Origin of the sequence: Ruegeria sp. HKCCD6428, from assembly GCF_013110595.1 — a bacterium.
Lineage (GTDB): Bacteria > Pseudomonadota > Alphaproteobacteria > Rhodobacterales > Rhodobacteraceae > Ruegeria.
Window position 1 is genome coordinate 130,542 of the sequence record NZ_WVQX01000006.1, and the last position, 24,738, is coordinate 155,279.

The 24,738-nt window shown below is 57.7% G+C and carries 23 protein-coding genes and 1 riboswitch; of the genes, 8 read left to right on the plus strand and 15 right to left on the minus strand.

Going from position 1 to position 24,738, the window contains the following annotated elements; genetic code table 11:
- The 9 genes from GS620_RS14595 to dnaK all read right to left on the minus strand — a co-directional run bounded on the left by GS620_RS14595 (position 1) and on the right by dnaK (position 8,632).
- Positions 1-966 (minus strand): HesA/MoeB/ThiF family protein, encoded by a 966-nt coding sequence (locus GS620_RS14595; RefSeq protein WP_171171455.1) that lies wholly within the window; start codon positions 964-966, stop codon positions 1-3.
- Complete coding sequence (locus tag GS620_RS14600; RefSeq protein WP_171171457.1) at positions 963-1,559, minus strand: thiamine phosphate synthase; 597 nt, start codon at positions 1,557-1,559, stop codon at positions 963-965. The genes GS620_RS14595 and GS620_RS14600 overlap by 4 nt, the downstream gene beginning before the upstream one ends.
- Entirely contained in the window at positions 1,556-2,320 is a 765-nt protein-coding gene (locus GS620_RS14605; RefSeq protein WP_171616588.1) for a thiazole synthase, read from the minus strand. Before GS620_RS14605 ends, GS620_RS14600 begins: the two co-directional genes overlap by 4 nt.
- A 2-nt stretch (positions 2,321-2,322) precedes the next feature.
- Entirely contained in the window at positions 2,323-2,517 is a 195-nt protein-coding gene (gene thiS / locus GS620_RS14610; protein ID WP_171230109.1) for a sulfur carrier protein ThiS, read from the minus strand.
- Positions 2,501-3,478, minus strand: a complete 978-nt coding sequence (gene thiO / locus GS620_RS14615) for a glycine oxidase ThiO (RefSeq protein WP_171616590.1) — start codon at positions 3,476-3,478, stop codon at positions 2,501-2,503. Before thiO ends, thiS begins: the two co-directional genes overlap by 17 nt.
- Positions 3,475-4,278: a bifunctional hydroxymethylpyrimidine kinase/phosphomethylpyrimidine kinase gene (thiD, locus tag GS620_RS14620; RefSeq protein ID WP_171616592.1), complete on the minus strand. Its 804-nt coding sequence runs from the start codon at positions 4,276-4,278 to the stop codon at positions 3,475-3,477. The genes thiO and thiD overlap by 4 nt, the downstream gene beginning before the upstream one ends.
- A gap of 44 nt (positions 4,279-4,322) precedes the next feature.
- Positions 4,323-4,428: riboswitch (TPP riboswitch) on the minus strand.
- Positions 4,429-4,666: 238 nt separating this feature from the next.
- The gene (gene dnaJ / locus GS620_RS14625) at positions 4,667-5,815 is read right to left on the minus strand and encodes a molecular chaperone DnaJ (protein ID WP_171233554.1); all 1,149 of its coding nucleotides are present in this window, start codon (positions 5,813-5,815) and stop codon (positions 4,667-4,669) included.
- Positions 5,816-5,818: 3 nt separating this feature from the next.
- Entirely contained in the window at positions 5,819-6,544 is a 726-nt protein-coding gene (locus GS620_RS14630) for an FkbM family methyltransferase (RefSeq protein ID WP_171616594.1), read from the minus strand.
- Positions 6,545-6,724: 180 nt separating this feature from the next.
- Positions 6,725-8,632: a molecular chaperone DnaK gene (dnaK, locus tag GS620_RS14635; protein ID WP_152459576.1), complete on the minus strand. Its 1,908-nt coding sequence runs from the start codon at positions 8,630-8,632 to the stop codon at positions 6,725-6,727.
- Positions 8,633-8,844: 212 nt separating this feature from the next.
- On the opposite strand from dnaK, the gene GS620_RS14640 reads away from it, so the two are divergent.
- Positions 8,845-9,447 carry an alpha-ketoglutarate-dependent dioxygenase AlkB gene (locus GS620_RS14640; RefSeq protein WP_171616596.1) on the plus strand — a complete coding sequence of 201 codons (603 nt, stop codon included), beginning with the start codon at positions 8,845-8,847 and terminating at the stop codon, positions 9,445-9,447.
- Here the strand turns inward: GS620_RS14640 and GS620_RS14645 are convergent.
- Entirely contained in the window at positions 9,444-10,268 is an 825-nt protein-coding gene (locus GS620_RS14645) for an ABC transporter permease (protein ID WP_171616598.1), read from the minus strand. The two genes, GS620_RS14640 and GS620_RS14645, sit on opposite strands and share 4 nt — an antisense overlap.
- Before the next feature lie 122 nt (positions 10,269-10,390).
- Between GS620_RS14645 and cysQ the strand changes: the two genes are divergently transcribed.
- The 7 genes from cysQ (at position 10,391) to GS620_RS14680 (ending at position 18,407) form a co-directional block, all read left to right on the plus strand.
- Complete coding sequence (gene cysQ, locus GS620_RS14650; RefSeq protein ID WP_171616600.1) at positions 10,391-11,188, plus strand: 3'(2'),5'-bisphosphate nucleotidase CysQ; 798 nt, start codon at positions 10,391-10,393, stop codon at positions 11,186-11,188.
- Positions 11,188-11,988: a 3-deoxy-manno-octulosonate cytidylyltransferase gene (locus GS620_RS14655; RefSeq protein ID WP_171616602.1), complete on the plus strand. Its 801-nt coding sequence runs from the start codon at positions 11,188-11,190 to the stop codon at positions 11,986-11,988. Before cysQ ends, GS620_RS14655 begins: the two co-directional genes overlap by 1 nt.
- Positions 11,989-12,058: 70 nt before the next feature.
- Positions 12,059-13,042: a UDP-glucose 4-epimerase GalE gene (gene galE, locus GS620_RS14660; RefSeq protein ID WP_171616604.1), complete on the plus strand. Its 984-nt coding sequence runs from the start codon at positions 12,059-12,061 to the stop codon at positions 13,040-13,042.
- Between the two features lie 7 nt (positions 13,043-13,049).
- On the plus strand, positions 13,050-14,093 hold the full coding sequence (locus GS620_RS14665; protein WP_371807915.1) for a glycosyltransferase family 2 protein: 1,044 nt from the start codon (positions 13,050-13,052) through the stop codon (positions 14,091-14,093).
- A 184-nt stretch (positions 14,094-14,277) separates the two neighbouring features.
- Complete coding sequence (locus GS620_RS14670) at positions 14,278-15,264, plus strand: glycosyltransferase family 2 protein (RefSeq protein ID WP_152459939.1); 987 nt, start codon at positions 14,278-14,280, stop codon at positions 15,262-15,264.
- Positions 15,261-16,961, plus strand: a complete 1,701-nt coding sequence (locus GS620_RS14675) for a beta-1,6-N-acetylglucosaminyltransferase (protein ID WP_171616609.1) — start codon at positions 15,261-15,263, stop codon at positions 16,959-16,961. The genes GS620_RS14670 and GS620_RS14675 overlap by 4 nt, the downstream gene beginning before the upstream one ends.
- Before the next feature lie 6 nt (positions 16,962-16,967).
- Positions 16,968-18,407 (plus strand): nodulation protein NodH, encoded by a 1,440-nt coding sequence (locus GS620_RS14680; RefSeq protein WP_171616611.1) that lies wholly within the window; start codon positions 16,968-16,970, stop codon positions 18,405-18,407.
- On the opposite strand, the gene GS620_RS14685 is transcribed toward GS620_RS14680, so the two are convergent.
- Genes GS620_RS14685 through GS620_RS14705 form a run of 5 tightly spaced genes read right to left on the minus strand, consistent with a single transcriptional unit; the run spans position 18,404 to position 24,725 of the window.
- The gene (locus GS620_RS14685; RefSeq protein WP_171364101.1) at positions 18,404-18,922 is read right to left on the minus strand and encodes a murein L,D-transpeptidase family protein; all 519 of its coding nucleotides are present in this window, start codon (positions 18,920-18,922) and stop codon (positions 18,404-18,406) included. The two genes, GS620_RS14680 and GS620_RS14685, sit on opposite strands and share 4 nt — an antisense overlap.
- Positions 18,923-18,981: 59 nt before the next feature.
- The gene (locus tag GS620_RS14690; RefSeq protein WP_152459586.1) at positions 18,982-19,767 is read right to left on the minus strand and encodes an ion transporter; all 786 of its coding nucleotides are present in this window, start codon (positions 19,765-19,767) and stop codon (positions 18,982-18,984) included.
- A gap of 21 nt (positions 19,768-19,788) precedes the next feature.
- Positions 19,789-21,018, minus strand: coding sequence for a class I SAM-dependent RNA methyltransferase (locus tag GS620_RS14695; RefSeq protein ID WP_171616613.1), 1,230 nt, complete (start codon positions 21,016-21,018; stop codon positions 19,789-19,791).
- Between the two features lie 39 nt (positions 21,019-21,057).
- Complete coding sequence (locus GS620_RS14700) at positions 21,058-22,890, minus strand: ABC transporter ATP-binding protein (RefSeq protein WP_171616615.1); 1,833 nt, start codon at positions 22,888-22,890, stop codon at positions 21,058-21,060.
- A complete protein-coding gene (locus GS620_RS14705) occupies positions 22,887-24,725 on the minus strand; it encodes an ABC transporter ATP-binding protein (protein WP_171616617.1) in 1,839 nt (612 codons plus the stop codon). The genes GS620_RS14700 and GS620_RS14705 overlap by 4 nt, the downstream gene beginning before the upstream one ends.
- Positions 24,726-24,738: the final 13 nt, after the last annotated feature.

Genomic DNA, 24,738 nt, shown 5'->3' on the forward strand with positions numbered 1-24,738 from the left:
TCACGAGGTTGAGGCCGCGACGAGGACAATCTCGCCCGGCCAATCTGGTTGAATCTGTTCGGCGGCACGCCATGCCCGCAAACCGGTGGCACAGCAAAGAGCCAGCCTTTTTCCTTTGTTAGGATCTATTCTGCGCAAATTATCCGGTGAAATGCGCGTCGCGTTCGAATGGATGGGAACAGGGGCTTCCTGCGAACTGCGCAGCTCGATGATCTGATCCGTGTCTTTCAGCTGGCTTGCGGACAGAAAGCGAAAGCAGTTGCCGGGCTCGGGTGCGTCATCAAAGCGAAACCCGGTGCTGCGCAGGGTTCTTGCGTCATATTGAACCAACTGCCCAAGGGGCGAGGGATCAAGTCCAAGGATCAAGCTGAGCGCCATCTGCGCCTGCATCGCCCCCATCACGCCAACCACGGGGCCCAAAACCCCCGCAGTGGCGCAGCTGGCACCACTGTCCGGTGCATCGGGGAATACAGCGCGCAGCGATGGGCCCCCGCCGCAGAACCCGCCCACATAACCCGAAAGCCCCAGAACCGAGGCGCTGATCAAAGGTTTGCCCTGCGCCAGACACGTATCCGACAGGATGTAGCTGGCTGCGTAGCTGTCGGCACAATCCAGAATGATATCGGCTTGCGACACCGAGCCAGGCGCATTTTCACTGGTCAGAGCCTGATTCAGACCGATGACATCAGTTTCACCATTCAGCGCGCGGCAGCGCGCCTCGGCGGTTTCCGCCTTGGAGTGCCCGCAATCGGCCTCGGAGAAAAACGTTTGACGGTGCAGGTTCGACAGATCGACGGTATCACCGTCCATGACCGTAATCCGCCCCACCCCGGCCCCTGTTAAAAGTGGCAGAACCGGTGCAGCCAGACCGCCCGCACCGACGACCAGAACACGGGCCGCCGACAGGCGTGCCTGCCCCTGCGCCCCAACTTCAGGCAAAAGCGTCTGGCGGGCATATCGGCTCATCGTGTGACCTCGATCCACGCGCGCACCCGTGCTTCGGGGTCGGGGTTCAGTGTGATATCCGTGACCGCCGAGACGATGTCCGCCCCGGCCTTCAGCACACCGGTCGCGCGCTCGACACTCATCCCGCCAATACCGACCAAGGGAATATCACCAACCCGCGCCTTCCATTCCGTTACGCGGGGCAGGCCCTGCTGATGCCATTTCATCTTTTTCAGAATGGTGGGGTAGACCGGGCCCAATGCCACGTAATCGGGATCCATGGCCAGCACACGCTCAAGCTCATCATCGTCATGGGTGGAAACGCCCAGTTTCAGACCCGCTTTTCGGATGGCTTTCAGGTCGGCGTCGTCCAGATCTTCCTGCCCCAGATGGATCCAGTCGCAGCCCAGATCGATCGCGTGTTGCCAATAGTCATTGACCACCAGAACCGCCCCATGGTCGCGGCACAATTCGCGTGAGACGGCAATCTGGTCGCGCACCGCATCGTCTGGCTGATCCTTGATGCGCAGCTGCACCAGTTTGACACCCAGCGGCAACATCCGCCGCAGCCAGTCCGAGTGATCAAAGATCGGATAGAAACGGTCCAGCGTCATGACAGGAAGGCCTTTCCAACAACAGGGGTAGAGGGTTCCGCCATATCGCGCGGCTCGATCGGGTCGGCCTGATGGGCCAACTGCCCGGCAAGGGTTGCCTGCGCCATCGCCCTGGCCATCAGAACCGGATCTCCGGCACGGGCCACGGCGGTGTTGAGCAGAACCGCGTCAAAGCCCAGTTCCATCGCGCGGGCCGCGTGGCTGGGCAAACCGATTCCGGCATCCACCACCAGGGGAATGTCAGGAAATTCCGCCCGCATCGCACGCAGGGCGTATTCGTTGTTCAGGCCCCGCCCTGACCCGATCGGTGCGCCCCAGGGCATCAGCACCTCGCATCCCGCTTCCAACAAGCGTTCGCCCACGATCAGATCATCGGTGGTGTAGGGAAACACCTCGAACCCGTCCTCGGTCAGAATGCGGGCGGCTTCTACCAGTTGGAAAACGTCCGGTTGCAGACTGTCCGTATGTCCGATGAGTTCCAGCTTGATCCATCGGGTCTCGAACACTTCGCGGGCCATATGGGCGGTCGTGACGGCCTCTTTCACCGTATGGCAACCGGCCGTATTGGGCAGGATCAGAACTCCCAATTCGCGGATCATGTTCCAAAAGGTCTGGCCTGCACCCGCTTCGCGCCGCAAGGATACAGTGGCAACGCCTGCACCGCTTTCGCGAAACGCCTGTTCCAGAATGGCCGGGCTTGGATATTGCGCCGTGCCCAGCATCAGCGGGTTGGGCAGTTCAGTGCCGTAAAACGTCTTCATCTTCAGCCCCCCTGCATCGGTGCGACGACCTCGACCCGGTCACCTTCGGCCAGCTTGTGAGCGATGCGCAGGCTTGAGGGCACGAAATCTTCGTTCACAGCGGTGGCCACACGGCCCGAGAAACCGCATTCGTCCAACAATTCCGACAGGGTTTCGGCGCGCACCTCGCGCGTCTCGCCGTTAAGCACGATCTTCATCGACCATCTCCGAATGTGTGTTGTTCAGCGCCAGATCTGCAACACCCCGCGCCAGCGCCGGTGCCAGCAGATATCCGTGGCGATAAAGCCCGTTGGCATAGATCGTCCGGCCCAAACGCCGGATGCGCGGTAAGTTGTCGGGAAAGGCGGGGCGCAGATCGACGCCTATCTCCAACACTTCGGCTTCGCCAAAAGCCGGGTTCACGGCGTAGGCCGCGCTGAGCAATTCCAGCATCGAACGGGCGGTAATGCGGCTGCTGTCCTCGGATTCGATCATGGTCGCACCCAACATATAGACGCCGCCGCCGCGCGGAACGATATAAAGCGGCATCCGCGGGTGCAGCAAACGAACCGGGCGTGTCAGTTCCACGTCAGGGCATCGTATCACAAGCATCTCACCCTTCACGCCGCGCAGATCATGCAGGTATTCGCGCGCGTGAAGACCACGGCAGTCAATGGCATTCTCCAACTGAGCGGGGGCCAGTTTCCGGTGGAACTCCACGCCCTGGCTTTGCAGTTGACGATACAGATCGCGCAGCGCCTGACGCGGATCGACATGGGCTTCGCGTTCGAAAAACAGGCCCTGGCCAAACCCCGACAGATCAGGCTCTAATTCAGTTATTTTTGCCCGTTCGACCTGTGTGAACTCTTTTGTTCGCCGCGCGAAGCGGCGCAGGTCCGATACATCGCGGGCGTTTGCGACAACAAGCGTTCCCCGCTGGATCACCTTTGTGCGTTGAGCCCACCATTCGATCGCCGTCTGACCCAGGCGCAGCACCGGTTCTTCTGCGTTTTCATATTCGCACCACGGCGCCAGCATTCCCCCGGCCCACCACGAACACCCATGCGGGCCCGGTGGCCCGCCGGGGTCGAATATCTGCACTTTTGCACCGCGCGACACCAGTTCGCTGGCAACGGCAAGACCGGCAACCCCTGCCCCTATGACAGACCAAAGCGTCACGAGGGCCAAACCCGGTGGAAATGATGCACCGGGCCGTGCCCGGCGCCGACATTCAACTCATCCGCGCGCGCGATGGCCCCTTGCAGATAGTCATGCGCCTGCGCAACCGCGTCCCTCAGGGTCAGCCCCTTGGCCAAACCGGCGGTGATGGATGACGACAGGGTGCATCCTGTTCCATGCGTGTTTTTCGTATCCTGACGCGGGGCCTGAAACTCGGCCATGACACCCGACGGATCGATCAGCAAATCGTGGCAGATGTCACCTGACCCGTGTCCGCCTTTCATCACGACTGCACCCGCACCCAAGGCGCACAATGCCCGGCCCTGTTCAGCCATCTGCTCACGCGTTTCTGCCGCTGGCATGTTCAGCAGGCACGCCGCCTCAGGCAGATTCGGCGTAAGAACCGTCGCCGTTGGCAACAACACATCGCGCAGCGTCCGGACCGCCTCTTGCGCCAACAAAGCGTCGCCGGATTTGGCGATCATGACCGGATCAAGAACCACGGGACCCTCGAAAGCCGCCAGCCCCCTGGCGACCGTATGAATGATCTCAGGTGTGCCAAGCATGCCGATTTTGACGGCCGTGACGTCAAGATCGTTCAGAACCGCGTCAATTTGGGCGGAAATCACATCCAGCGGAATCCCATGCACCGCGGTAACAGCTCGCGTGTTCTGCGCGGTAACGGCGGTGATGACACTTGCGCCAAAAACACCCAGCGCCGACATTGCCTTCAGGTCAGCCTGAATGCCCGCGCCGCCGCCACTGTCGGATCCTGCTATGGTCAGGGCAATTGCCGCCATGTCGTTGCTCCATCTTCTATGGGCAACGGAGTAGAGAAAACGTCTGTGTTCAAGAGACCGTTCCCTACGCCGGAATTGCCCGGATCAGGTTCGATGGGTTAACGCGGTTGCGTCTCTCAGCCCTGTCAAAGGGCACCCCAACGGTTGAGGCGGACAATCTCAGGGTCGAGGGCCGGAATCAAGACTCAATTTTCCAGATATATTGCCACTTTCAGCTTTCTGCTAAGGCCAAAACTGCATGCGTATGACAGTGAAATGCGAGGCTCTGCCTCGCGCTCCGGGATTTTTTGGGCCAGATGAAGAACGGACCCCATGCTTCATCTGGCTGAAAATATCCCGGGGGAGTCGCCCGAAGGGCGGCGGGGGCAGAGCCCCCGTTCCTGGTCATTCAGCCTTTCATACCGTCCCAGAAAGACTTGACGGACGAGAAAAAGCTTTTTGATTCCGGGTGGTTGTCTTCACCCAGATCATCAAACTCGCGCAGCAGTTCTTTCTGGCGGCTGGTCAGGTTGACCGGGGTTTCCACGGCCAGTTCAATGAACATGTCACCCACACCTCCGCCGCGCAACGCAGGCATGCCTTTTCCGCGCAGGCGCATTTGCCGACCCGACTGACTTCCGGCCGGAATCTGAACGCGGCCGCGACCGCCATCGATGGTCGGAACCTCGATCGATCCGCCCAGCGCCGCCTTGGCCATGCTGACCGGCACACGGCAGTAGAGGTTCACGCTGTCGCGTTCGAACAGTTTGTGCTCGGCCACTTCGACGAAAATATACAGATCGCCCGGAGGGCCGCCGCGCATTCCCGCCTCACCTTCGCCTGCCAGACGAATTCGCGTACCGGTTTCGACACCGGCAGGAATGTTCACCGACAAAGCGCGGTCCTTTTCGACCCTGCCGGCCCCCTGACAGGATTTACAGGGGTTCTTGATGATCTGACCCAGCCCCGAACAGGTGGGGCAAGTCCGTTCCACCGTAAAGAAGCCCTGTTGTGCCCGCACTTTCCCCATGCCCGAACAGGTGGGGCAGGATGTGGGTTCAACGCCACCTTCAGCCCCGGTACCTTCGCAGGACGAACACGCCACGGCCGTTGGCACGTTGATGGTTTTTTGTAGGCCCGAGTAGGCTTCTTCCAGCGTCACACGCAGGTTGTAGCGCAGGTCCGAGCCGCGCGCGGCGCGACGCCCGCCGCCGCCCCTTTGACCACCCATGAAATCACCGAACAGGTCGTCAAATACATCCGAAAATGCGCTGGAGAAGTCGCCTTGACCGCCAAAGCCGCCACCGGGGCGGCCACCGCCCCCCATACCGTTTTCAAATGCGGCATGGCCAAAGCGATCATAAGCTGCCTTCTTTTCGGCGTCACGCAGAACGTCGTAAGCCTCGTTGGCTTCCTTGAACTGCGCCTCGGCATCCGGGTTGTCCTTGTTGCGGTCAGGGTGCAGCTCTTTGGCTTTCCTGCGAAAACCCTTCTTGATCTCATCCGACGAAGCGCCCTTGGACACGCCGAGCACTTCGTAATAGTCGCGCTTTGACATTTGTTATTCCTTCGTGCCGCCGGACGCGGTGCTTTCATTGAGCCTGTACACGCCGTTGGTGTTGATTGCAAAACTGGCCACGTAACCTGCCTTATTCAAGACCTCGTCAAGCCCGTCATCCGAATGCTTGATTTCTATCAGCAGCACTTCGGGCCAAATCTCCCGCGGTGCGTCTTCGAAAAAAGCGCGCAATACGCGGGTTTCCTGACCTTCGATATCCATTTTCATTGCATCAACCTTGGTCAGCCCGGCATCGCGTATCGCGTCCAACAACGGAATCGCCTGAACGCACAGATCGCCCGACTCGGCAACTTTGGCATGACCCCGATCGCCAAGGTTCGCGGATTCGAACCACACCTCACCCGGTTTGTCAGACAAGGCCTTGTCGCAATGGATGACTTCACTGGCTTGATTGGCAGCCAGATTGGTACCAAGGCGAGCCTTGTTGACCGGATCCGGTTCAACAACCAGAGCTTTCAGGTTGCGCCCCAACTTCTGCGCAACTGATCTGACCCACAGGGTGTACAGCCCGACATTTTCACCGGCGTCGACAAAGACATAATCGCCAGAGCCCCGCGACATATGGTTGGCCAGCGATTGACGCTCATCCAGATCAAAGAACTGCGAGCCGGTTATGACGCGACGTTCGGCCCAGTTGTCAGATGGGTACAATCGGCATTTCTGTCCGCCAAACACCTCAACATCGTAAGGCTCTCGCTGAGAGGCCATTACTATCCTGCGAATTCCGGACGACATCCATTGACGCGGCATACCCTCAGACCACCGGCGCAATATTTCCATCCGATGTGAGAGAGCGTAGGTGCCAAAAGAAGGTTTCGGAGACGCGTGCTGCATGGTCAAGACCGTTCCGGCAGGCCCGAACTAGGCCTGCCGGAACCAATTAACGCGTTAGGCGCGCTTGTCGTCGTCGAGGTCTTCGAACTCGGCGTCAACGATGTCATCGTCGCCTGGTGCAGCGTCTGCGGCAGCTGGTTCCTCTTCGCCTTCTTCGGCTTGCGCCTTATAGATGGCTTCGCCCAACTTCATCGCGGCTTCGGTGACGTTCTGGATGCCCGACTTGATCTTGTCGGCATTTTCGGTTTCCAGCTCGTCCTTCAGCGCGGCGATCGCCAACTCGATGGCTTCGATCGTGGTCGGGTCGACCTTGTCGGAATGCTCTTCCATCGACTTTTCGGTCGAATGGATGAGGCTTTCCGCCTGGTTCTTCGCCTCGATCAGCTCGCGGCGTTCCTTGTCGGCTTCCGCGTTCTCTTCGGCGTCCTTGACCATCTTTTCGATATCCTCGTCGGACAGTCCGCCCGATGCCTGGATGGTGATCTTCTGTTCTTTGCCAGTGCCTTTGTCTTTGGCCGAAACCGAGACGATGCCGTTGGCGTCGATGTCAAAAGTCACCTCGATCTGAGGCATGCCGCGCGGTGCCGGCGGGATGTCTTCAAGGTTGAACTGACCCAGGATCTTGTTGTCCGCAGCCATTTCACGCTCACCCTGGAACACGCGGATGGTCACGGCGTTCTGGTTGTCCTCGGCGGTCGAGAAGACCTGAGACTTCTTGGTCGGGATCGTGGTGTTGCGGTCGATCAGGCGGGTGAACACGCCACCCAGCGTTTCGATACCCAGCGACAGCGGGGTCACGTCCAGCAGAACCACGTCTTTGACGTCGCCCTGAAGAACACCGGCCTGGATGGCGGCGCCCATGGCAACCACTTCGTCCGGGTTCACGCCCTTGTGCGGCTCTTTGCCGAAGAACTTGGTGACCTCTTCGATCACTTTCGGCATCCGGGTCATACCACCGACCAGAACAACTTCGTCCACGTCAGCAGCCGACAGACCCGCGTCTTTCAGAGCGGCCTGGCAGGGTTTCAGCGACTTCTTGATCAGGTCTGACACCAGCGATTCCAGCTTGGCACGGGTCAGTTTCATGACCATGTGCAGCGGCTGACCGTTGGCGCCCATCGAGATGAAGGGTTGGTTGATCTCGGTCTGCGAGGTCGAGGACAGTTCGATCTTGGCTTTTTCCGCGGCTTCTTTCAGACGCTGCAGGGCCATCTTGTCCTGAGACAGATCGACACCGTGTTCCTTTTTGAACTCATCCGCCAGATAGTTGACGATGCGCATGTCAAAGTCTTCACCACCCAGGAAGGTGTCACCATTGGTCGATTTGACCTCGAACAGGCCATCGTCGATTTCCAGGATGGTCACGTCGAAGGTACCACCGCCAAGGTCATAGACCGCGATGGTTTGGGTTTCTTCCTTGTCCAGACCATAGGCCAGCGCAGCAGCTGTCGGTTCGTTGATGATCCGCAGAACTTCCAGACCGGCAATCTTACCGGCATCTTTGGTGGCCTGACGCTGGGCGTCGTTGAAATATGCCGGAACGGTGATGACCGCCTGGGTGACATCTTCGCCCAGATAGCTCTCAGCGGTTTCCTTCATCTTGCCCAGAATGAAAGCGGAAATCTGGCTGGGGGAGTATTTTTCACCGCGAGCTTCAACCCACGCGTCACCATTGCCGCCATTCACGATGGAATACGGCACCATTTTCTTGTCTTTTTCTACTTCGGCATCATCCACGCGACGACCGATCAGACGTTTGACGCCAAAGATCGTGTTGTCAGGGTTGGTGACCGCCTGGCGTTTTGCAGGCTGACCGACCAGTCGCTCATCTTCGGTGAAGGCGACGATCGAAGGCGTGGTCCGCGCCCCTTCGGCGTTTTCGATGACCTTCGGCTGCGAGCCTTCCATAATGGCTACGCAGGAGTTCGTGGTTCCGAGGTCAATCCCGATTACTTTTCCCATTTTTGCAATCCCTTTCTCTTCAAGGCGATGTCCCGAGGGTCGGACCCTTTATGGCATCCCACCCCCGATCTGATGTGCGCGACAGCACTACCATCGCGCGTCCCGGCGTATATAAGGGCGAGGCAAGAGGCCTGCAAGCACCGTAGAGTGCAGGTTTTCGGGAATTTGAGGTCTTTTTTGGCAAGAAATTGGAAAGGTTTGGGGTTTCCAGAATGACGCGGGTGGTCTTGCGAGGGTTCGAAATCAGAAAAGGCTATATTGACCCTGCTGCCCAGGCACGGCTGATCGCGGACCTTCGACCGATTCTGAAAGCGGCACCCTTGTTTCGACCCGTCACGCCGTCGGGCAAAGAGATGTCGGTGCGCATGACCTCGGCCGGGGATCTGGGGTGGGTGACCGACAAGGCAGGCTATCGCTATCAGGATAAGCACCCGAAAGGCGGGGTCTGGCCTGAAATCCCCCCGGTCATTCTTGATATCTGGCACGATCTGGTCAGCACCGAGCGCGCGCCGGATTGCTGTTTGATCAACTACTACGGGGAAGGCGCCAAAATGGGCCTGCATCAGGACAAGGACGAGGCAGATTTTTCCTGGCCCGTTCTGTCGGTTTCCCTGGGCGATGACGCCTTGTTCCGAATTGGCAACACAACCCGTGGCGGCAAGACCGAGTCGATCTGGCTTGGCTCGGGCGACGTGGTGATCATGGGCGGTCCGGCACGATTGGCCTATCACGGAATCGACCGGATCAGATACGGATCATCCCGACTGTTGCCAAAAGGCGGACGGATCAACTTGACGCTGCGGGTCGCATGTTAGCGGCGCGCGTTCCAGCTTTGCGAAACATGCTGGCGCGTGAAAAACTCAGCCATCAAACCGATCATCAACAAGGCTATCCCGACCCATAGCGCGTATTCCCAACTTGTGTTTCGCGGAAAGTAGTTTCGGAAGATGAAGCCCCGGCACTGGTCGATAATATGAAACAGCGGGTTCCAGGCGAACATCATCAGCAATCCGCCGCCCAGTGTGTTTGCAACGAACATTTTTCCCGAAAACACCATGTTCAGGCGACGGTAGATATTGGTGAGCATTCCCACAGTCGTCGGAAACCATGGTTTCATCGCCATGAACACCAAACCCACGGCGCATCCGGTAAACCAGGCCAATATCAGCATCGCGAAAGCACCGCCGGGATCCTGCACCTCGATCGGGGCGACCGCGACGCTGTAGATGAACAGGATCACGAACATGGCCAGCAGTTGCTTGTAAAGAATACCGAGCGCCGCAGACAGGATCGTCACCATCACATTCATCGGCGAATGGAGCATCATCGGATTGTTCGCGGACCCAACCCCTGAAATCGCGCCTATCGACTGGATGTGCAGCATGAAGGGGAACACGCCGGACAGAACATACAGCAAAAATTCGCCCCTGATTTTCGGAATTCCGCCCCGGCCCATCAGTGACATGAGCAGGTAGAAAGTGGTTCCCATCACCACAAGCTGCAAGACATTGATCAGGATGGCGACTATTGCATTCGGATGTTGCGAGCGCACCTTTCGCACGGTGGCATGGAACACCAGCTCAGCCGTCGTGAAAGCGCCGCCCAGCAGCGTTTGGTTGCGCTTGAAATAGAACATTCAAAGGGTCTTTTCTGCTTCGTCGCCTCTAAACTGGCATGAATATCTTGCCGTTCCGTAACCGCCGCATCATAAGTCGATCGCGATTTTGGATCAACAAACCACAGGAACGGAGCTTTTTTGTGACCTACGATGCGCTTATTCCCGTCATCCGGCGACTGGCTCTGGAGGCAGGCGAAAAGATCATGGAAATCTACGAGGCGGATGATTTCGATGTCAAAGTCAAATCCGACTCCAGCCCTGTGACCGAGGCAGACGAAGCCGCAGACGCATTGATTTCGGCAGGCTTGCGTGCGGCATTCCCGGATATTCTTCTGGTCACCGAAGAACAGGCCGCTTCGCATTCGGAAAAAGGCGATACTTTCCTCATTGTTGATCCGCTGGACGGCACCAAGGAATTCATCAACCGTCGCGGCGACTTTACCGTCAACATCGCGCTTGTCGAAAACGGAGTGCCAACCCGGGGCGTGGTCTATGCCCCGGCGCGGGGTCGTATGTTCTTCACGCTGGCTGATGGCCGCGCGGTCGAGGAAACAGGCGCTTTCGACAATAACGAGACCGGTCCTTTGACACCCATATCAGTCTCTGAACCGGATAGTTCCGGGCTTTTGGTCGTGGCGTCGAAGTCCCACAGGGATCAGGCCACCGAGGACTACATCAACAAATATCACGTGAAGGACAGCAAAAGCGCGGGGTCGTCACTCAAGTTCTGTCTGGTTGCCACGGGCGAGGCGGACATCTATCCGCGCGTCGGGCGCACGATGGAATGGGATACGGCGGCAGGCCATGCGGTACTGGCCGGAGCCGGTGGCCGGGTTGTGCGTTTTGACGACCATACTCCGTTGCTTTATGGCAAGGATGGCTATGCAAATCCGTTCTTTATTGCCTACGCTCCGGGTGTTGAATTGAAGGAAGCCTGATGTCTGTTCTGATTGCCATTCCCGCCCGTTACGCCTCGACCCGCTATCCCGGCAAGCCGCTGGTTCCCCTGACCGGCGCAAAAGGCGCGTCCATGACACTGATCGAACGGTCCTGGCGTGCAGCCAGGTCAGTCTCGGGTGTCGACCGTGTTGTTGTTGCGACGGATGATGAGCGAATTCGCGACGTGTCCGAGGGCTTTGGGGCCGAGGTCGTGATGACCTCGGAAACCTGTCAGAACGGCACCGAACGATGCGCCGAAGCGCATGAGGTTCTGGGTGGCGGGTATGAAATCATCGTCAACCTGCAAGGCGACGCTCCGCTGACCCCGCATTGGTTTGTCGAAGATCTGGTTTCCGGCCTGCGCGCGGCCCCGGATGCCGGTGTTGCGACCCCTGTCTTGCGCTGTGACGGAAGTGCGTTGAACAGTCTTCTGAACGACCGCAAGCATGGCCGTGTAGGTGGCACGACGGCAGTGTTCGGACGCGATCACAGTGCGATGTACTTCTCGAAAGAGGTCGTCCCCTTCACGTCCCAGACATACGCTGGCGATGAAGCGACACCCGTGTTTCACCATGTCGGCGTTTACGCCTATCGGCCCGACGCCCTTGCGGCGTATCCGGGCTGGCCGGCCGGGCCTCTGGAACAGCTGGAAGGCCTGGAACAGCTCAGGTTCATGGAAAACGGGCGCAAGGTTCTGTGCGTCGAGGTCGAGGCAAGGGGCCGTCAGTTCTGGGAGCTGAACAACCCGCAGGACGTGCCCAAGATTGAAGAGATGATGGCAGCCATGGGGCTGGAGTGACGTCTTTTCCCCATGACTCTGACGGCGCCTTTGGCGAAACTGTTCCTCAACCAGCCCCGATGGATATGCCATGAAGACAATTCTTGTCACCGGTGGTGCCGGGTATATCGGCTCGCATGCCTGCAAGGCGCTTGCGCAGGCAGGTTATCTTCCCGTGACCTACGACAACCTGATCACGGGTTGGCAGGATGCGGTGCAATTTGGCCCTTTTGAACACGGCGATCTTTTGGATCGGGACCGCCTGGATGAGGTGTTCGCGAAACACAAACCAGATGCGGTTATGCATTTCGCGGCGCTCAGCCAGGTTGGCGATGCCATGCGTCAGCCCGGCGTGTATTGGTCGAACAATGTCACGGGCTCGTTGACTCTGATTGAAGCAGCCGTTGCGGCCGGCTGTCTGGATTTCGTATTTTCGTCCACATGTGCCACATATGGCGAGCACGACAATGTGGTTCTTGATGAATCCACGGCGCAGTATCCCCTGAACGCCTACGGGGCATCAAAACGCGCGATCGAAGATATCCTCAAGAATTTCGAGGCGGCTCATGGGCTGCGCCATGTCATTTTCCGGTATTTCAACGTTGCAGGTGCAGACCCCGAAGGCGAGGTGGGCGAGTTTCACCGCCCCGAAACCCATCTGATCCCGCTGATGTTGGACGCGATTGACGGCAAGCGGGACGGTCTGACCGTCTTTGGCACGGATTATGATACGCCCGACGGCACCTGTATCCGCGATTATGTACATGTTTGCGATCTGGTTAATGCGCATATTCTGGGGCTGGGCTGGCTGGAACAGGGCAAAGGCAGCCGTGTCTTCAATCTGGGCACCGGATCCGGGTTTTCCGTTCTTGAGGTGATCGAGCAATCCAGGTCCGTCACCAACCGTCCCGTGCCGTATACTGTAGGCCCTCGTCGGGCAGGAGATTGCACCAAGCTGGTATCTGGTTCTGTGCGGGCTGAAAACGAGCTGGGATGGAAGCCAAAAAGATCTACGTTAGAGACGATGATCGCAGATGCCTGGCGCTGGCACCAGAACGGCCACTACGAAAAATGAGAACCCGGTGACATCCAGCACTGCTTTGACACTTCCCCGGATCGGATGGGCACGGAAGTACAGGTTGCGCTGGAAACGCCGGCGGCTGCTCTGGAGGTCGCTGCGCAGCCGACATCAGTTGACCTGCCAGAAGGATCAGACATCCCGAATCCAGCGGGGTGACATATTGGCCTTTGTCACCTTGCGCAATGAAATCATTCGCCTGCCCTGGTTCTTTCGTCACTATCGCGCCTTGGGCGTCGATCATTTTCTAATCGTCGACAACGGCAGCGACGATGGATCATCCGAGTATCTGCAAGATCAACCGGATGTCTCGGTGTGGAGAACCCATTCCAGCTATCGTGGATCGCGGTTTGGCCTGGACTGGCTGACCTGGTTGCAGATGCGCTATGGCCACCGCCACTGGTGCCTGATGGTGGATGCGGATGAACTGCTGGTCTATGCCCACTGCGACGCCCGGTCCCTGCATGACCTGACAGCCTGGCTGGACCGGCGCGGGAAGATCGGGTTCGGGGCGCTGATGCTGGATCTCTATCCCAAGGGTCCTTTGGGTGATGCGGCTTATGACCCGGACACCGACCCCACAAATCTGCTGTGCTGGTTCGATGCAGGACCGTATCGCGCGCAGCGGCAAAGCCCGATGGGCAATCTGTGGGTGCAGGGTGGCGCGCGGGAACGGATGTTCTTTACGCAAACGCGGCAAAGATCGCCCACGCTGAACAAGATCCCGCTGATGCGCTGGTCGCGGCGCTATGCCTACGTGAACTCATGCCATTCCGCCCTGCCGCGCCGCCTGAACGAAACCTATGATGGACCGGGCGGCGATACCCCGTCAGGCGTGTTGCTGCACACGAAGTTCCTGCCGGACGTTATCGAGAAATCCAACACCGAAAAGCAGCGACGCCAACATTTTCATGATCCGGACCAATTCGGGCCATACTACGATGGGATAATCAACCAGCCGGACATGTGGACCCCACATTCGGTGCGCTACACCGGGTGGAGCCAGCTGGAACAGTTGGGTCTGATGAACGGCGGAGGCTGGGATTGAAAACGAAAACAAGGGCATCAACCGCACGTTTACAGTTTGCGGGTTTTAAAGACGTTGCTTCAGAAGATGCAAAGATGGCATAAACCGGTAATGCCATGTCGTGCCAACGGTCACGGCTGGTTCGGGGAAAGCTCGCGTTTTAAAAAGGTTGGGCAGTCACGTGAGCCTGTTTGAATCCTACAAAATGAGATTGCGGCGCAAGCGCCGTATTCTGCGCTGCCTCAGACGACGCCGCGAGCTCAAGCCAGTCAGCAACAACACACAGGCTATACGGCGTGATGATATCCTGCTGATGAGCGTTGTGCGGAACGAGAAAATTCGCCTGCCCTTCTTTCTTGAATATTATCGCAAACTGGGCATCAACCATTTTCTGTTTGTCGACAACAACAGCGATGATGGCAGTTTTGAATTTTTGAAAGAACAGGCTGACGTTTCGGTCTGGCGGACGACGACCAGCTACAAACGGGCAAGCTATGGCCTGGACTGGTCGAACTATCTGTTGCGCAAATACGCGCACGATCACTGGGTGCTGAGCGTCGATCCGGACGAATTCTTCATCTATCCGTTCTGCGACACCCGTCCAATCCGAGCCTTGACGGACTGGCTGGATGGCAGTGCCGTGCGCAGTTTTGGCACGATGCTGATCGACATGTACCCCGAAGGTCCGGTGGACGCCGACCCCTATGCTGAAGGTCAGAACCCGTTCGAAATCGCGCGCTGGTTCGATCCCGGGAATTACATGATCACCAAGAACCCCGAGTACAAGAACCTTTGGATTCAAGGGGGCCCACGGGCGCGCGTGTTCTTTCAGGACAACCCCTCCAAAGCACCGGCGCTGAACAAGATTCCGCTGGTAAAATGGAACCGGCGCTATGTTTATGTCAGCTCGACCCATTCGCTTTTGCCACGCGGGCTCAACCAGGTTTACGACGAATGGGGCGGCGAAAAAGCCAGCGGGTCACTGCTTCATGCCAAGTTGATCAATACTCTTGGGGAAAAAGCCCGCGAGGAATTGCTGCGTGGCCAGCATTACCGGGGCTCGGGCGAATACAAGGCCTATGCCACTCAGCTTGAGGACAAGCCTGTTTTCTGGTGCGAGTGGTCCGAGGCCTATATCAACTGGCGACAGCTTGAGATCCTGGGCCTCATGTCGAAAGGAAACTGGGCATGAGCGGTCTAGGTATTGTCATGTTGGTTCATACCTCACTGGACCGCGCCGAGCAGGTCGCGCGACACTGGACAGCAGCGGGATGCCCGGTGGTCATCCATGTGGATCGCAAGGTGCCAGACACTGTTTATTCCCGGTTTGTTGCGTCCTGTTCGAACAATCCATCGATCGTGTTTTCTGACCGACATCGGTGCGATTGGGGTGGCTGGGGTATCGTTGCCGCCTCGCAAAGCGCGTCCGAGTTGATGCTGGAGCGTTTCCCCGAAGTTCGGCATGTGTTTCTTGCCTCGGGGGCCTGCCTGCCCTTGCGACCGGTTCAGGAGTTGATCGATTACCTGTCAGACCGGCCGCGTGTCGATTTCATCGAAAGCGCGACGACATCCGATGTCAGCTGGACCATCGGCGGGCTGGATCATGAACGGTTCACCTTGCGGTTTCCGTTTTCGTGGCGCAAGCATCGCAAACTATTCGACACATATGTAAAACTTCAGCGTCTGATAGGGTTTCGCAGGAAAATCCCCGACGGACTGGTTCCGCATATGGGAAGCCAGTGGTGGTGCCTGACCCGCCAAACGCTGTCGGCAATCCTTCAAGACCCCAGGCGCAAGCTGTATGACAAGTATTTCCGTCATGTCTGGATTCCGGATGAAAGCTATTTCCAGACGCTTGCGCGGTTGTATTCCACGCATATTGAAAGCAGGTCCCTGACCCTATCCAAATTCGATTACCAGGGCCGCCCGCACATCTTTTATGACGATCATCTGCAATTGCTGCGTCGATCGGATTGTTTTGTCGCCCGAAAAATCTGGCCCCGCGCAGAGCGATTGTACCAGGCATTCCTGACAGATCAGACCGGGGCGATGAAACCGGCGGAACCCAATCCGGGCAAGATCGATCGCGTATTTTCCAAAGCGGTGGAACGGCGAACTCGTGGGCGCGACGGGCTGTATATGCAAAGCCGGTTTCCCCGCCATGGCAGTGAAAACGGTCTGACATCGTCACAATATTCCGTATTCCAAGGCTTTTCGGAATTGTTCGAGGATTTCGAACCTTGGTTGGCCGCAACCACCGGAGCCAGAGTCCACGGGCATCTATTCGGGCCGGAACGCGCCGAATTTTCGCAAGGAGAAGCCATAACAAATGGTGCCCTCAGCGACAGTGCGGCGCTGCGGGACTATAACCCGACCGCCTTTCTGTCGAACCTGATCTGGAATACGCGCGGTGAACGCCAGTGTTTCCAGTTCAGCCCGCGGGACACTCAGGAAATCAACTGGTTTTTGGCGCGGGACAAGAACGCTCAGATTTCGGTCATCACCGGCGCTTGGGCGATCCCATTGTTCCGATCCAATATGAACTTCTCGGAAATCCGGAGTGAAGCGGCGCGCCTGCAACAGATTGAAACCAAGCAGCTGGAGGTGCTGACATCGGTCTGGACCAAGGCGCGGATGCGCAGTTGGACGCTGGCCGACTTCATTGAATCTCCGATGGATGCCTTGCAGGGTATTCTAGAAGAAATCGGCATGCAGCAGACCAGCCATCTGACCGAAGTGCCAACCATGGTCGATCTGTCCGGATTCGGGAAGTTCCTGCAAAACCTCAAGAATCAGGGAATGCACCCATATCTGATGGGTGATTTCCCGGCGGACGATGTGTTCGGTCGCCAGGAAAAGCCATATCGAAAACCGTATCTGGTGCAGTGATTGCCCATGTCAGCCCAATTTGACTACTTCGTGATTCTGGCCGCCATGCGCACAGGTTCGAACCTGCTTGAGGCCAACCTGAACGCGCTGGACGGGGTCACCTGTCACGGAGAGGCGTTCAATCCGCATTTTGCGGGCAGCCTGAAATCCGATCATCTGCTTGGCCTTTCGCTGGAAGACCGGGATGCGGACCCCATGCGAATGCTCAAGGCCATCAAATCAGCACCGGGTGACATCAATGGCTTCCGATATTTCGAAGACCATGACCCACGTATCCTGAAACCTATGCTGAACGACCCGCGCTGTGCCAAGATCATTCTGACCCGCAACCCATTGGACAGTTACCTGTCGCTGAAAATAGCACAGAAAACGCAGCAGTGGCTGCTGAAGAATGTGAAACGCCGTGTCGACGCGCAGGTTGACTTCGACGCCGACGAGTTTTCGGATTACCTGAACCAGCTGCAAGACCATCAGCTTATGGTGCAACGGCACCTGCAAAAGACAGGCCAAACCGGGTTCTTCATTCACTATGACGACCTGACCGAGCTGGAGGTCATAAACGGGCTGGCTGTATGGCTGGGGGTTGAGGGTCGGCTGACCCGACTGGATGATACCCTGAAACCGCAAAACCCGGCGCCGGCATTGTCGAAGGTCACCAATCCTGATGAAATGAAACAAGCCCTGTGCGATCAGGATCGGTTCGGATTGCATCGGTCAACAAGCTTTGAGCCGCAGCGCGGCGCGGCTGTACCGCTTTATGTTGCCGCTGCAAGGTCTCCTTTGATGTATTTGCCCATTCGGGGCGGAATAGAGCCTGTTATCGTGCAATGGCTCGCTGATCTGGACGGATGTCAGACCGACAAGCTGATCACGGATCGAAACCGCAAACAGGTCCGCTCATGGAAACAGGGCCATCCCGGACATCGGCAATTCACTGTTCTGCGTCACCCTCTGGCCCGGGCACATACGGCATTTTGCAGTCATATTCTGAATACGGGGCCGGGCAGCTATAAGATGGTGCGGAATTACCTTCGCAACCGGCTTAAGCTGCCGATCCCGGGGCAAGTGCGGGACAACAATTATTCTGTCGAACAACACCGCGAAGCTTTTTCGGGCTTTCTGGACTTTCTACGCCTCAACCTCAACGGGCAGACACCGGTCCGTGTGGACGGCACGTGGTGCAGCCAGTCCAGGACGTTGGAGGGAATCGCATCCTTCACTATGCCCGATCTGATTCTGAGAGAAGAGGATCTGGTGACGGCCTTGCCGGATCTGGCGCGTAGTATGGGGCATTCAAACCCGCCTCAGCCTGGCTCCTGTGCACCGGATGAACCATACGCTTTGCACCTGATCTACGACAAAAACCTCGAAGCGCTGGCGGTTGAAGCCTATCAGCGCGACTATGAAGCATTCGGATTCAGTGACTGGGCGCCAGGATCGGCCTAAGGGCGCAGGGTTATCAGCGTACCTTTGTTGACCATCGCATAAATCTCTTCGATTTCGTCATTCTTGACTGCGATGCATCCAGCTGTCCAATCCCGCTTCTTTTTTGCGCGTCTCCGCTCTGAGCGCAGATTGGGTTCACCGTGGATGAAGATATCCCCACCCGGATCAACGCCCGCAGCCTTGGCTTTGGCGACATCCTGCGAGTTGGGATAAGAAATGCCCAGGGATAGGTGATACCGGCTTCTGGGGTTGCGACGGTCAATCAGATAGGTGCCCTCGGGCGTTCTACCGTCACCGCGCTGGTTCTTTGTTCCATTCGGGGCAAACCCCAAATCGACGTCATATTCCCTGAGGATCTTTTCGTTGTGCAACAAGTAAAGTTTGCGCGTGCCCTTGTTGACCACCAAAGAGGTCACCTCGGGTCCGTTATAAGTCAGAAATCTTGGGCCGCTAGAGCCACAAGCCGAAAGGCTCAGCGTTGCCAACGCGCCTAAACCGAATACTCGACGATCCATGTTTCACTGCCTGCTCTGCTTTTTTTCGATCATTATGCCAAAAATGGGAAAAACTGAAATCACTTTTTGATGTTCGACTGCTCGGCCAGTCTACGTTCGATGCTTTCCAGCCGTTCCAGAACCTCATCGCGATAGGCATCGGTTTTAACCTCATCCTCGGCATGATGGGCATCCTGCATCGAATTGACGATCAGACCCACCAACAGGTTCACCACCGCAAAGGTCGTGACCATGATGAAGGGAACAAAGAAGACCCAGGCATAGGGATAGACCTCCATCACCGGGCGCACGATGCCCATCGACCAGCTTTCCAACGTCATGATCTGGAACAGCGTATAAGCAGACAGGCCCAGATCGCCGAACCAATCCGGGAACGATGCCGAAAACAGCTTGGTCGAGATTACCGCACCGATATAGAACAGAATTGCCATCAGCAGAAACACGCTGGCCATGCCGGGAAGGGCCGAGATGAACCCTTCGACCACGCGACGCAGACGAGGCGCCACGGAAATCACGCGCAACACCCGCAGAATTCGCAGGGCGCGCAGCACCGACAGACCTCCGGCGCTGGGAACCAGGGCAATTCCAACGATCAGGAAATCGAATATGTTCCAGCCATTTGTGAAGAACCTGCGCCCGGTGGCAATCAGTTTCATGGAAATTTCAGCCACAAAGATCGCCAGGCAAAGCCTGTCCAGCGCCACGATCAAGGGGCCGGCCAGTTCCATCAGGGTCGGCGATGTCTCCATCCCCAAAAGAATGGCATTGAAAATGATCACGGCCGTTATGAACCGCCCGAAAACGGGCGCTTCGATAATATTCAGCAAACGCTGTTTGGACCCCATGTGTCAGTTTCCCCGGTAAGATCAAGATGCTGCGTTCAGAACAAACCGCGCAGCAAGTTCCGTGTGTGTTGACCATCGAAATTGGTCAACGACCTGTACCCATTCAAGGGTGTAACCCGCGTTAACCAGCGTTTTCGCATCACGCGCAAAGGTGACGGGATTGCACGAGACATAGGCGATCACCGGGCGTTGCGCCTGTGCAATCTCATCTACCTGAGCTTCGGCACCGGCACGAGGCGGATCCAGAACAATGGCGTCGAAAGTTTTCAGCTCGTCCGGCATCAGCGGGCGGCGGAACAGGTCACGGGCCTCGGTCGTTACGCGTTTCAGCCCTTGTGCCCTGCGCCAGCCCTGATCCAGCGCCTCGATCATGGCGGCCTCGCCTTCAACCGCGTGAACTTCGGCGCTTTCCGCCAACGGCAAAGAGAACGTTCCGCTGCCCGCAAACAGGTCAACGATACGTTTCGCGCCCCGTGTAGCCTCGGAAACTGCCTTTAACAGAGCCTTTTCTCCGTCCTTTGTTGCTTGCAAGAAAGCTCCGGGGGGTGGCGTGACTCCGGCTGCTCCAAAGCGCTGAACCGGCGCATGCCGCATGGCAATAACCTCATCATCCCAACTGAGCCGGGCCAGCCCATGTTTCTCGGTCGCCTGCGCCAACGCCAGTTCCAAGGGGCCGTCCAGCGGTTTGCCACCTGTTACGGCCACATCCAGACCAGCTTCGGACAGTGTGAGCGTGACAGCCAGAACGCCCTTGCGGCTTGCGCCCAGGTTGGCCAGCGCCTCGGCCACCGGAATGGCCGCGATCAAGGCCGGGTCAAGCAACCGGCAATCGGGTATCTCGGTGATCGTGTCGGATGCACGACCGTGAAACCCCGCCAACGTGCCCTTTTTCGTGCGCCTTACGGCAATCGTAGCCCGCCGACGTGACTGTTCGGGCGATGTGTGTATCGGGCGCAGTGGAGCTTTGAGATCCTGCGCCATCAGCGCCTTGCGGACGACTTGCAATTTCCAGTCGGTCACAAATGTATCGGATGCGTGCTGCAACTGGCAGCCACCGCACGCTTTGTAGTGGCGGCAAGGCGCTTTGACACGGTGTTCGGACGGTGTCTCGACCCGGATATCGGTCACTTGCTGACCGACAAGGGTGCCGCTGACGATCTCGCCGGGAAGGGTACGAGGGGCGTAAACAGGGCCATCGGCAATACCGTCGCCCTGATGTCCAAGCCGTGTGATTGTGAATTGCTGCGTCATGAGAGGCCTGATAGCCGGGCTTTCGCAGCAAAAAAACCCTTATTCCGCAGCTTCTGCCTGAATGAACCCGCCCGACTGGCGGTGCCAGAACCGCGCATACAGGCCGCCCAGGTCCAGCAGCGCCTCATGCGTTCCGGTTTCGACGATCCGGCCCTCGTCCAAAACAACAATCCGGTCCATTTCGCTGAGTGTCGACAGCCGGTGCGCGATGGCCAGAACCGTTTTGCCCTGCATCACCCGATGCAGCGCGGTCTGAATCGAAGCTTCAACCTCGGAATCCAGCGCCGATGTCGCTTCGTCGAGAACCAGAATTGGGGCATCTTTCAGAATGGCGCGCGCCAGAGCGATCCGCTGTCGTTGCCCGCCGCTGAGTTTCACGCCCCGTTCACCCAGATGAGCATCATAGCCTTTTCGACCATGAGCATCTTCAAGACTCAGGATGAAATCATGCGCTTCGGCCTTTTTTGCGGCCTCGATCATCTCGGCCTCTGAGGCGTCCGGCCGGCCATACAGAATGTTCTCACGAGCAGACCGGTTGAACATCGCCGTTTCCTGCGTGACCATACCGATCTGTCGGCGCAGGCTGTCCTGCGTCACCTGTGACACGTCCTGCCCATCAATACGAATGGCGCCACTTTCCCTGTCATAGAGCCTGAGCAACAGGGAGACGAGCGTGGATTTCCCCGCCCCCGAGGCACCGACGATGCCCAGTTTTTCACCCGGGTTGACGGTCAGGGTCAAATCCGTGACGCCACCGATATCGCGACCATAGGCGAAGCTGACGCCGTCGAATGAAATCGACCCTTCGGTCACGTCAAGGTCCTTCGCCCCGCGCATGTTTTCGACCCGGTCACGCTTGGTCAGCGTTTTCATCCCGTTTTCGATTTCACCGACATTGGCATACAGCCCCATCAAGGTGAAACTGACCCAACCGGTCATCTGAGCAATACGGATCGAAACAGCCCCGGCAGCCACGATATCCCCGGCGGTCGCCATGCCGCCCTGCCACAGCCACAAGGTCGCGCCCAGCAACAAGACAGGCAGGACACCGGCCAGCGTCATGAGGATGAACCGGAAACTTGCCGACAACTTGCCGAAATCCAGCGATTTTTCACGCAGATCCACCATCGATTCACGCGCCGCCTGATCTTCGAATTCTGAGTGGGCGAACAGCTTCACGGTTTTGATGTTGGTGATCGTATCGACCACCTGCCCGGACACCATCGCCCGCGCCCCGGCCCGCGCAGCGGAACGTTTGCGGATGCGCGGCAGATACCAGCGCACCAGCATGAAATACACCGCCAGCCATGCCGCGAAGGGCAGCATCACCAAAGGATGAATAGACCCTAACAAAAGCAAAGACCCCACCAGAGACGCCAGGGCAAACACAATCGCGCTGATCGTTTCCGACACGACCGAAGCCATGGCGTTCGATGTCTGCATCTGCTTTTGCGCGATCCGACCGGCGAAATCATCGTCGAAATAGGTCACCGACTGACCCAAGGTCCAACGGTTCAGCTTGGCCAGAACCAAAGGTGTGATGTTTGGCATGACAATGTAGTTGTTCGACAAGGATGACAGGCCAAACAGGATCGGGCGAAGCAACATGAAGAAGGCGACCGCACCGAGGATCATCCACATATTTGCAGCGGTCAGAAAATTCTCGGGCCCGCTGGCGGTCGCTACATCAATCACGCGGCCCAGTATCCAAGCCGTGACCGCCTCCATCGCGCCTGCAATGGCCGAGAAGAACGCCGCAACAAACAGCATCGGCCACGCCCCGGACAGGCTCCAGCGGATAAACGCCCCCAACGTCTGTGGTGGGGGCGTTTCGATGTTCCTGAACGGATAGATGAGGTCGGCAATCCTCATTCAGCAGCCTCCGGGTTCATGAAACCACCAGATTGCCGCGCCCAGAATTGGGCGTAAAGGCCACCTTGCGTCAGAAGATCAGAATGCGTGCCTTCCTCGACGATACGGCCTGCATCCATCACCAGAATGCGATCCATCTGCGCGATGGTACTAAGCCTGTGGGCAATGGCGATTACGGTTTTTCCTTGCATCATGCCGTAGAGGGTTTCCTGAATTGACGCTTCGACCTCGGAATCTAGGGCGGATGTCGCCTCATCCAACAACAAGATCGGCGCATCCTTCAGGATCACCCGCGCCAGCGTCACACGCTGCCGCTGGCCACCTGACAGCTTCACCCCCCGTTCACCGACATGCGCGTCGTACCCGGTCCGACCCTGCGGATCTTGCAAATCGAGGATGAACTCATGTGCTTCGGCCTGTTTGGCGGCGGCGATCATCTGCGCCTCGGACGCATCTGGCCGGCCATAAAGGATGTTGTCGCGGACCGAGCGATGCAGCAAGGCGCTGTCTTGTTGAACCATACCGATATGGCTGCGCAGACTGTCCTGGGTGACATGCGCAATGTTCTGACCGTCAATATAAATCGCACCGCGTTCGACGTCGTAGAACCGCAACAGCAGCTTTACCAGTGTCGATTTGCCAGCACCCGAGCGACCGATCAAACCAATCTTTTCGCCGGGCCGGACGGTCAGGTCGATATGGTCCAAACCGCCGGCCTCGCGACCATAGTGATGCGAGAGGTCGCGGATCTGGATCTCACCCTTGGTAAGCCGCAAGGGTTTCGCGTCAGGCGCATCAAGCAAGTCGATGGGCTGGGCAATGGTCTCCATCCCCTCGGACACGATACCAAGTTGACGGAAAAAGCTGGTCAGGGCCCACATGATCCATCCGGTCATGGCATTCAGGCGAAGGGTCAAGGCCGTAGCCGCCGCAACAACACCGACCGAAGCGCTGCCTTGCATCCACAAGGCAATCGCCCAGCCCACAACACCCACGATCAGCATACCGTTCAAAGTGACCAGAACGGCATCCATAATAGTGAAAATCCGCATTTCGATCTGAAATGTCCGACGGGTTTCCTCGATCGCCTCGCGGGCATAGTCCAGCTCTTGCGGGCCATGGGCAAACATTTTGACCGAATGGATGTTGGTATAGCTGTCCACCACCCGCCCCGTGACCGTCGAACGCGCATCCGAGGCCGCTTTTGACGCCGGACCAACACGCTGAACGGTCCAGCGCACCAGCATGGCGTAGAATCCGAACCAGATCAGCAGCGGGATCAACAAACGCGGATCCGCCGCATACAGCAGGATCGCCGCACCGATCAAATAGGCCAACGAAAAGGAAATCGCGTCAAAAACCTGAAAGACCACTTCACCCGCCGCAGGAGGTGTCTGCATGATCCGGTTTGCAATCCGCCCGGCAAAGTCGTTTTCGAACCAGCCAACCGACTGACGCAACACGTGTTTGTGCGCACGCCAACGGATCAGCGTACCAAAATTCGGCAATATTGTATTGTTCAGCAGAAGTACGTCGACCAAATGCAGAAGCGGACGCAACAGCAACACAAAGGCTGCCATCAACAACAATTCCGTTCCGTGATTTTGCCAGACCTCTGCCGGCGTGCCGCCCAACAGATCCACTACGCGACCCATGTAGTAGATCAGCCCGATTTCAACACCCGCGACGATTATGGAAACCAGCGCCGCCCAGAAAAATACCCGGAAAAAGGGCCGCGAATAATCCAGCATGAAGGGCCACAACCGCGTCGGCGGTGCGTCAGCCTCACGGTAGGCAACAAAAGGGTCAACAAGGTTTTCGAAATAGCGAAACATGGAAAGTGCTCCG

Coding starts and splice junctions, on each gene's coding strand:
- GS620_RS14695 (WP_171616613.1), bottom strand. CDS start 21,018: ATGACGCAGCAATTCACAATCACACGGCTTGGACATCAGGGCGACGGT.
- thiD (WP_171616592.1), bottom strand. CDS start 4,278: ATGGCGGCAATTGCCCTGACCATAGCAGGATCCGACAGTGGCGGCGGC.
- GS620_RS14675 (WP_171616609.1), top strand. CDS start 15,261: ATGAGCGGTCTAGGTATTGTCATGTTGGTTCATACCTCACTGGACCGC.
- GS620_RS14630 (WP_171616594.1), bottom strand. CDS start 6,544: ATGGCCTCTCAGCGAGAGCCTTACGATGTTGAGGTGTTTGGCGGACAG.
- GS620_RS14685 (WP_171364101.1), bottom strand. CDS start 18,922: ATGGATCGTCGAGTATTCGGTTTAGGCGCGTTGGCAACGCTGAGCCTT.
- GS620_RS14645 (WP_171616598.1), bottom strand. CDS start 10,268: ATGTTCTATTTCAAGCGCAACCAAACGCTGCTGGGCGGCGCTTTCACG.
- GS620_RS14700 (WP_171616615.1), bottom strand. CDS start 22,890: ATGAGGATTGCCGACCTCATCTATCCGTTCAGGAACATCGAAACGCCC.
- GS620_RS14655 (WP_171616602.1), top strand. CDS start 11,188: ATGTCTGTTCTGATTGCCATTCCCGCCCGTTACGCCTCGACCCGCTAT.
- GS620_RS14680 (WP_171616611.1), top strand. CDS start 16,968: ATGTCAGCCCAATTTGACTACTTCGTGATTCTGGCCGCCATGCGCACA.
- dnaJ (WP_171233554.1), bottom strand. CDS start 5,815: ATGTCAAAGCGCGACTATTACGAAGTGCTCGGCGTGTCCAAGGGCGCT.
- GS620_RS14690 (WP_152459586.1), bottom strand. CDS start 19,767: ATGGGGTCCAAACAGCGTTTGCTGAATATTATCGAAGCGCCCGTTTTC.
- galE (WP_171616604.1), top strand. CDS start 12,059: ATGAAGACAATTCTTGTCACCGGTGGTGCCGGGTATATCGGCTCGCAT.
- GS620_RS14595 (WP_171171455.1), bottom strand. CDS start 966: ATGAGCCGATATGCCCGCCAGACGCTTTTGCCTGAAGTTGGGGCGCAG.
- GS620_RS14670 (WP_152459939.1), top strand. CDS start 14,278: ATGAGATTGCGGCGCAAGCGCCGTATTCTGCGCTGCCTCAGACGACGC.
- dnaK (WP_152459576.1), bottom strand. CDS start 8,632: ATGGGAAAAGTAATCGGGATTGACCTCGGAACCACGAACTCCTGCGTA.
- thiS (WP_171230109.1), bottom strand. CDS start 2,517: ATGAAGATCGTGCTTAACGGCGAGACGCGCGAGGTGCGCGCCGAAACC.
- GS620_RS14640 (WP_171616596.1), top strand. CDS start 8,845: ATGACGCGGGTGGTCTTGCGAGGGTTCGAAATCAGAAAAGGCTATATT.
- GS620_RS14605 (WP_171616588.1), bottom strand. CDS start 2,320: ATGAAGACGTTTTACGGCACTGAACTGCCCAACCCGCTGATGCTGGGC.
- GS620_RS14705 (WP_171616617.1), bottom strand. CDS start 24,725: ATGTTTCGCTATTTCGAAAACCTTGTTGACCCTTTTGTTGCCTACCGT.
- GS620_RS14600 (WP_171171457.1), bottom strand. CDS start 1,559: ATGACGCTGGACCGTTTCTATCCGATCTTTGATCACTCGGACTGGCTG.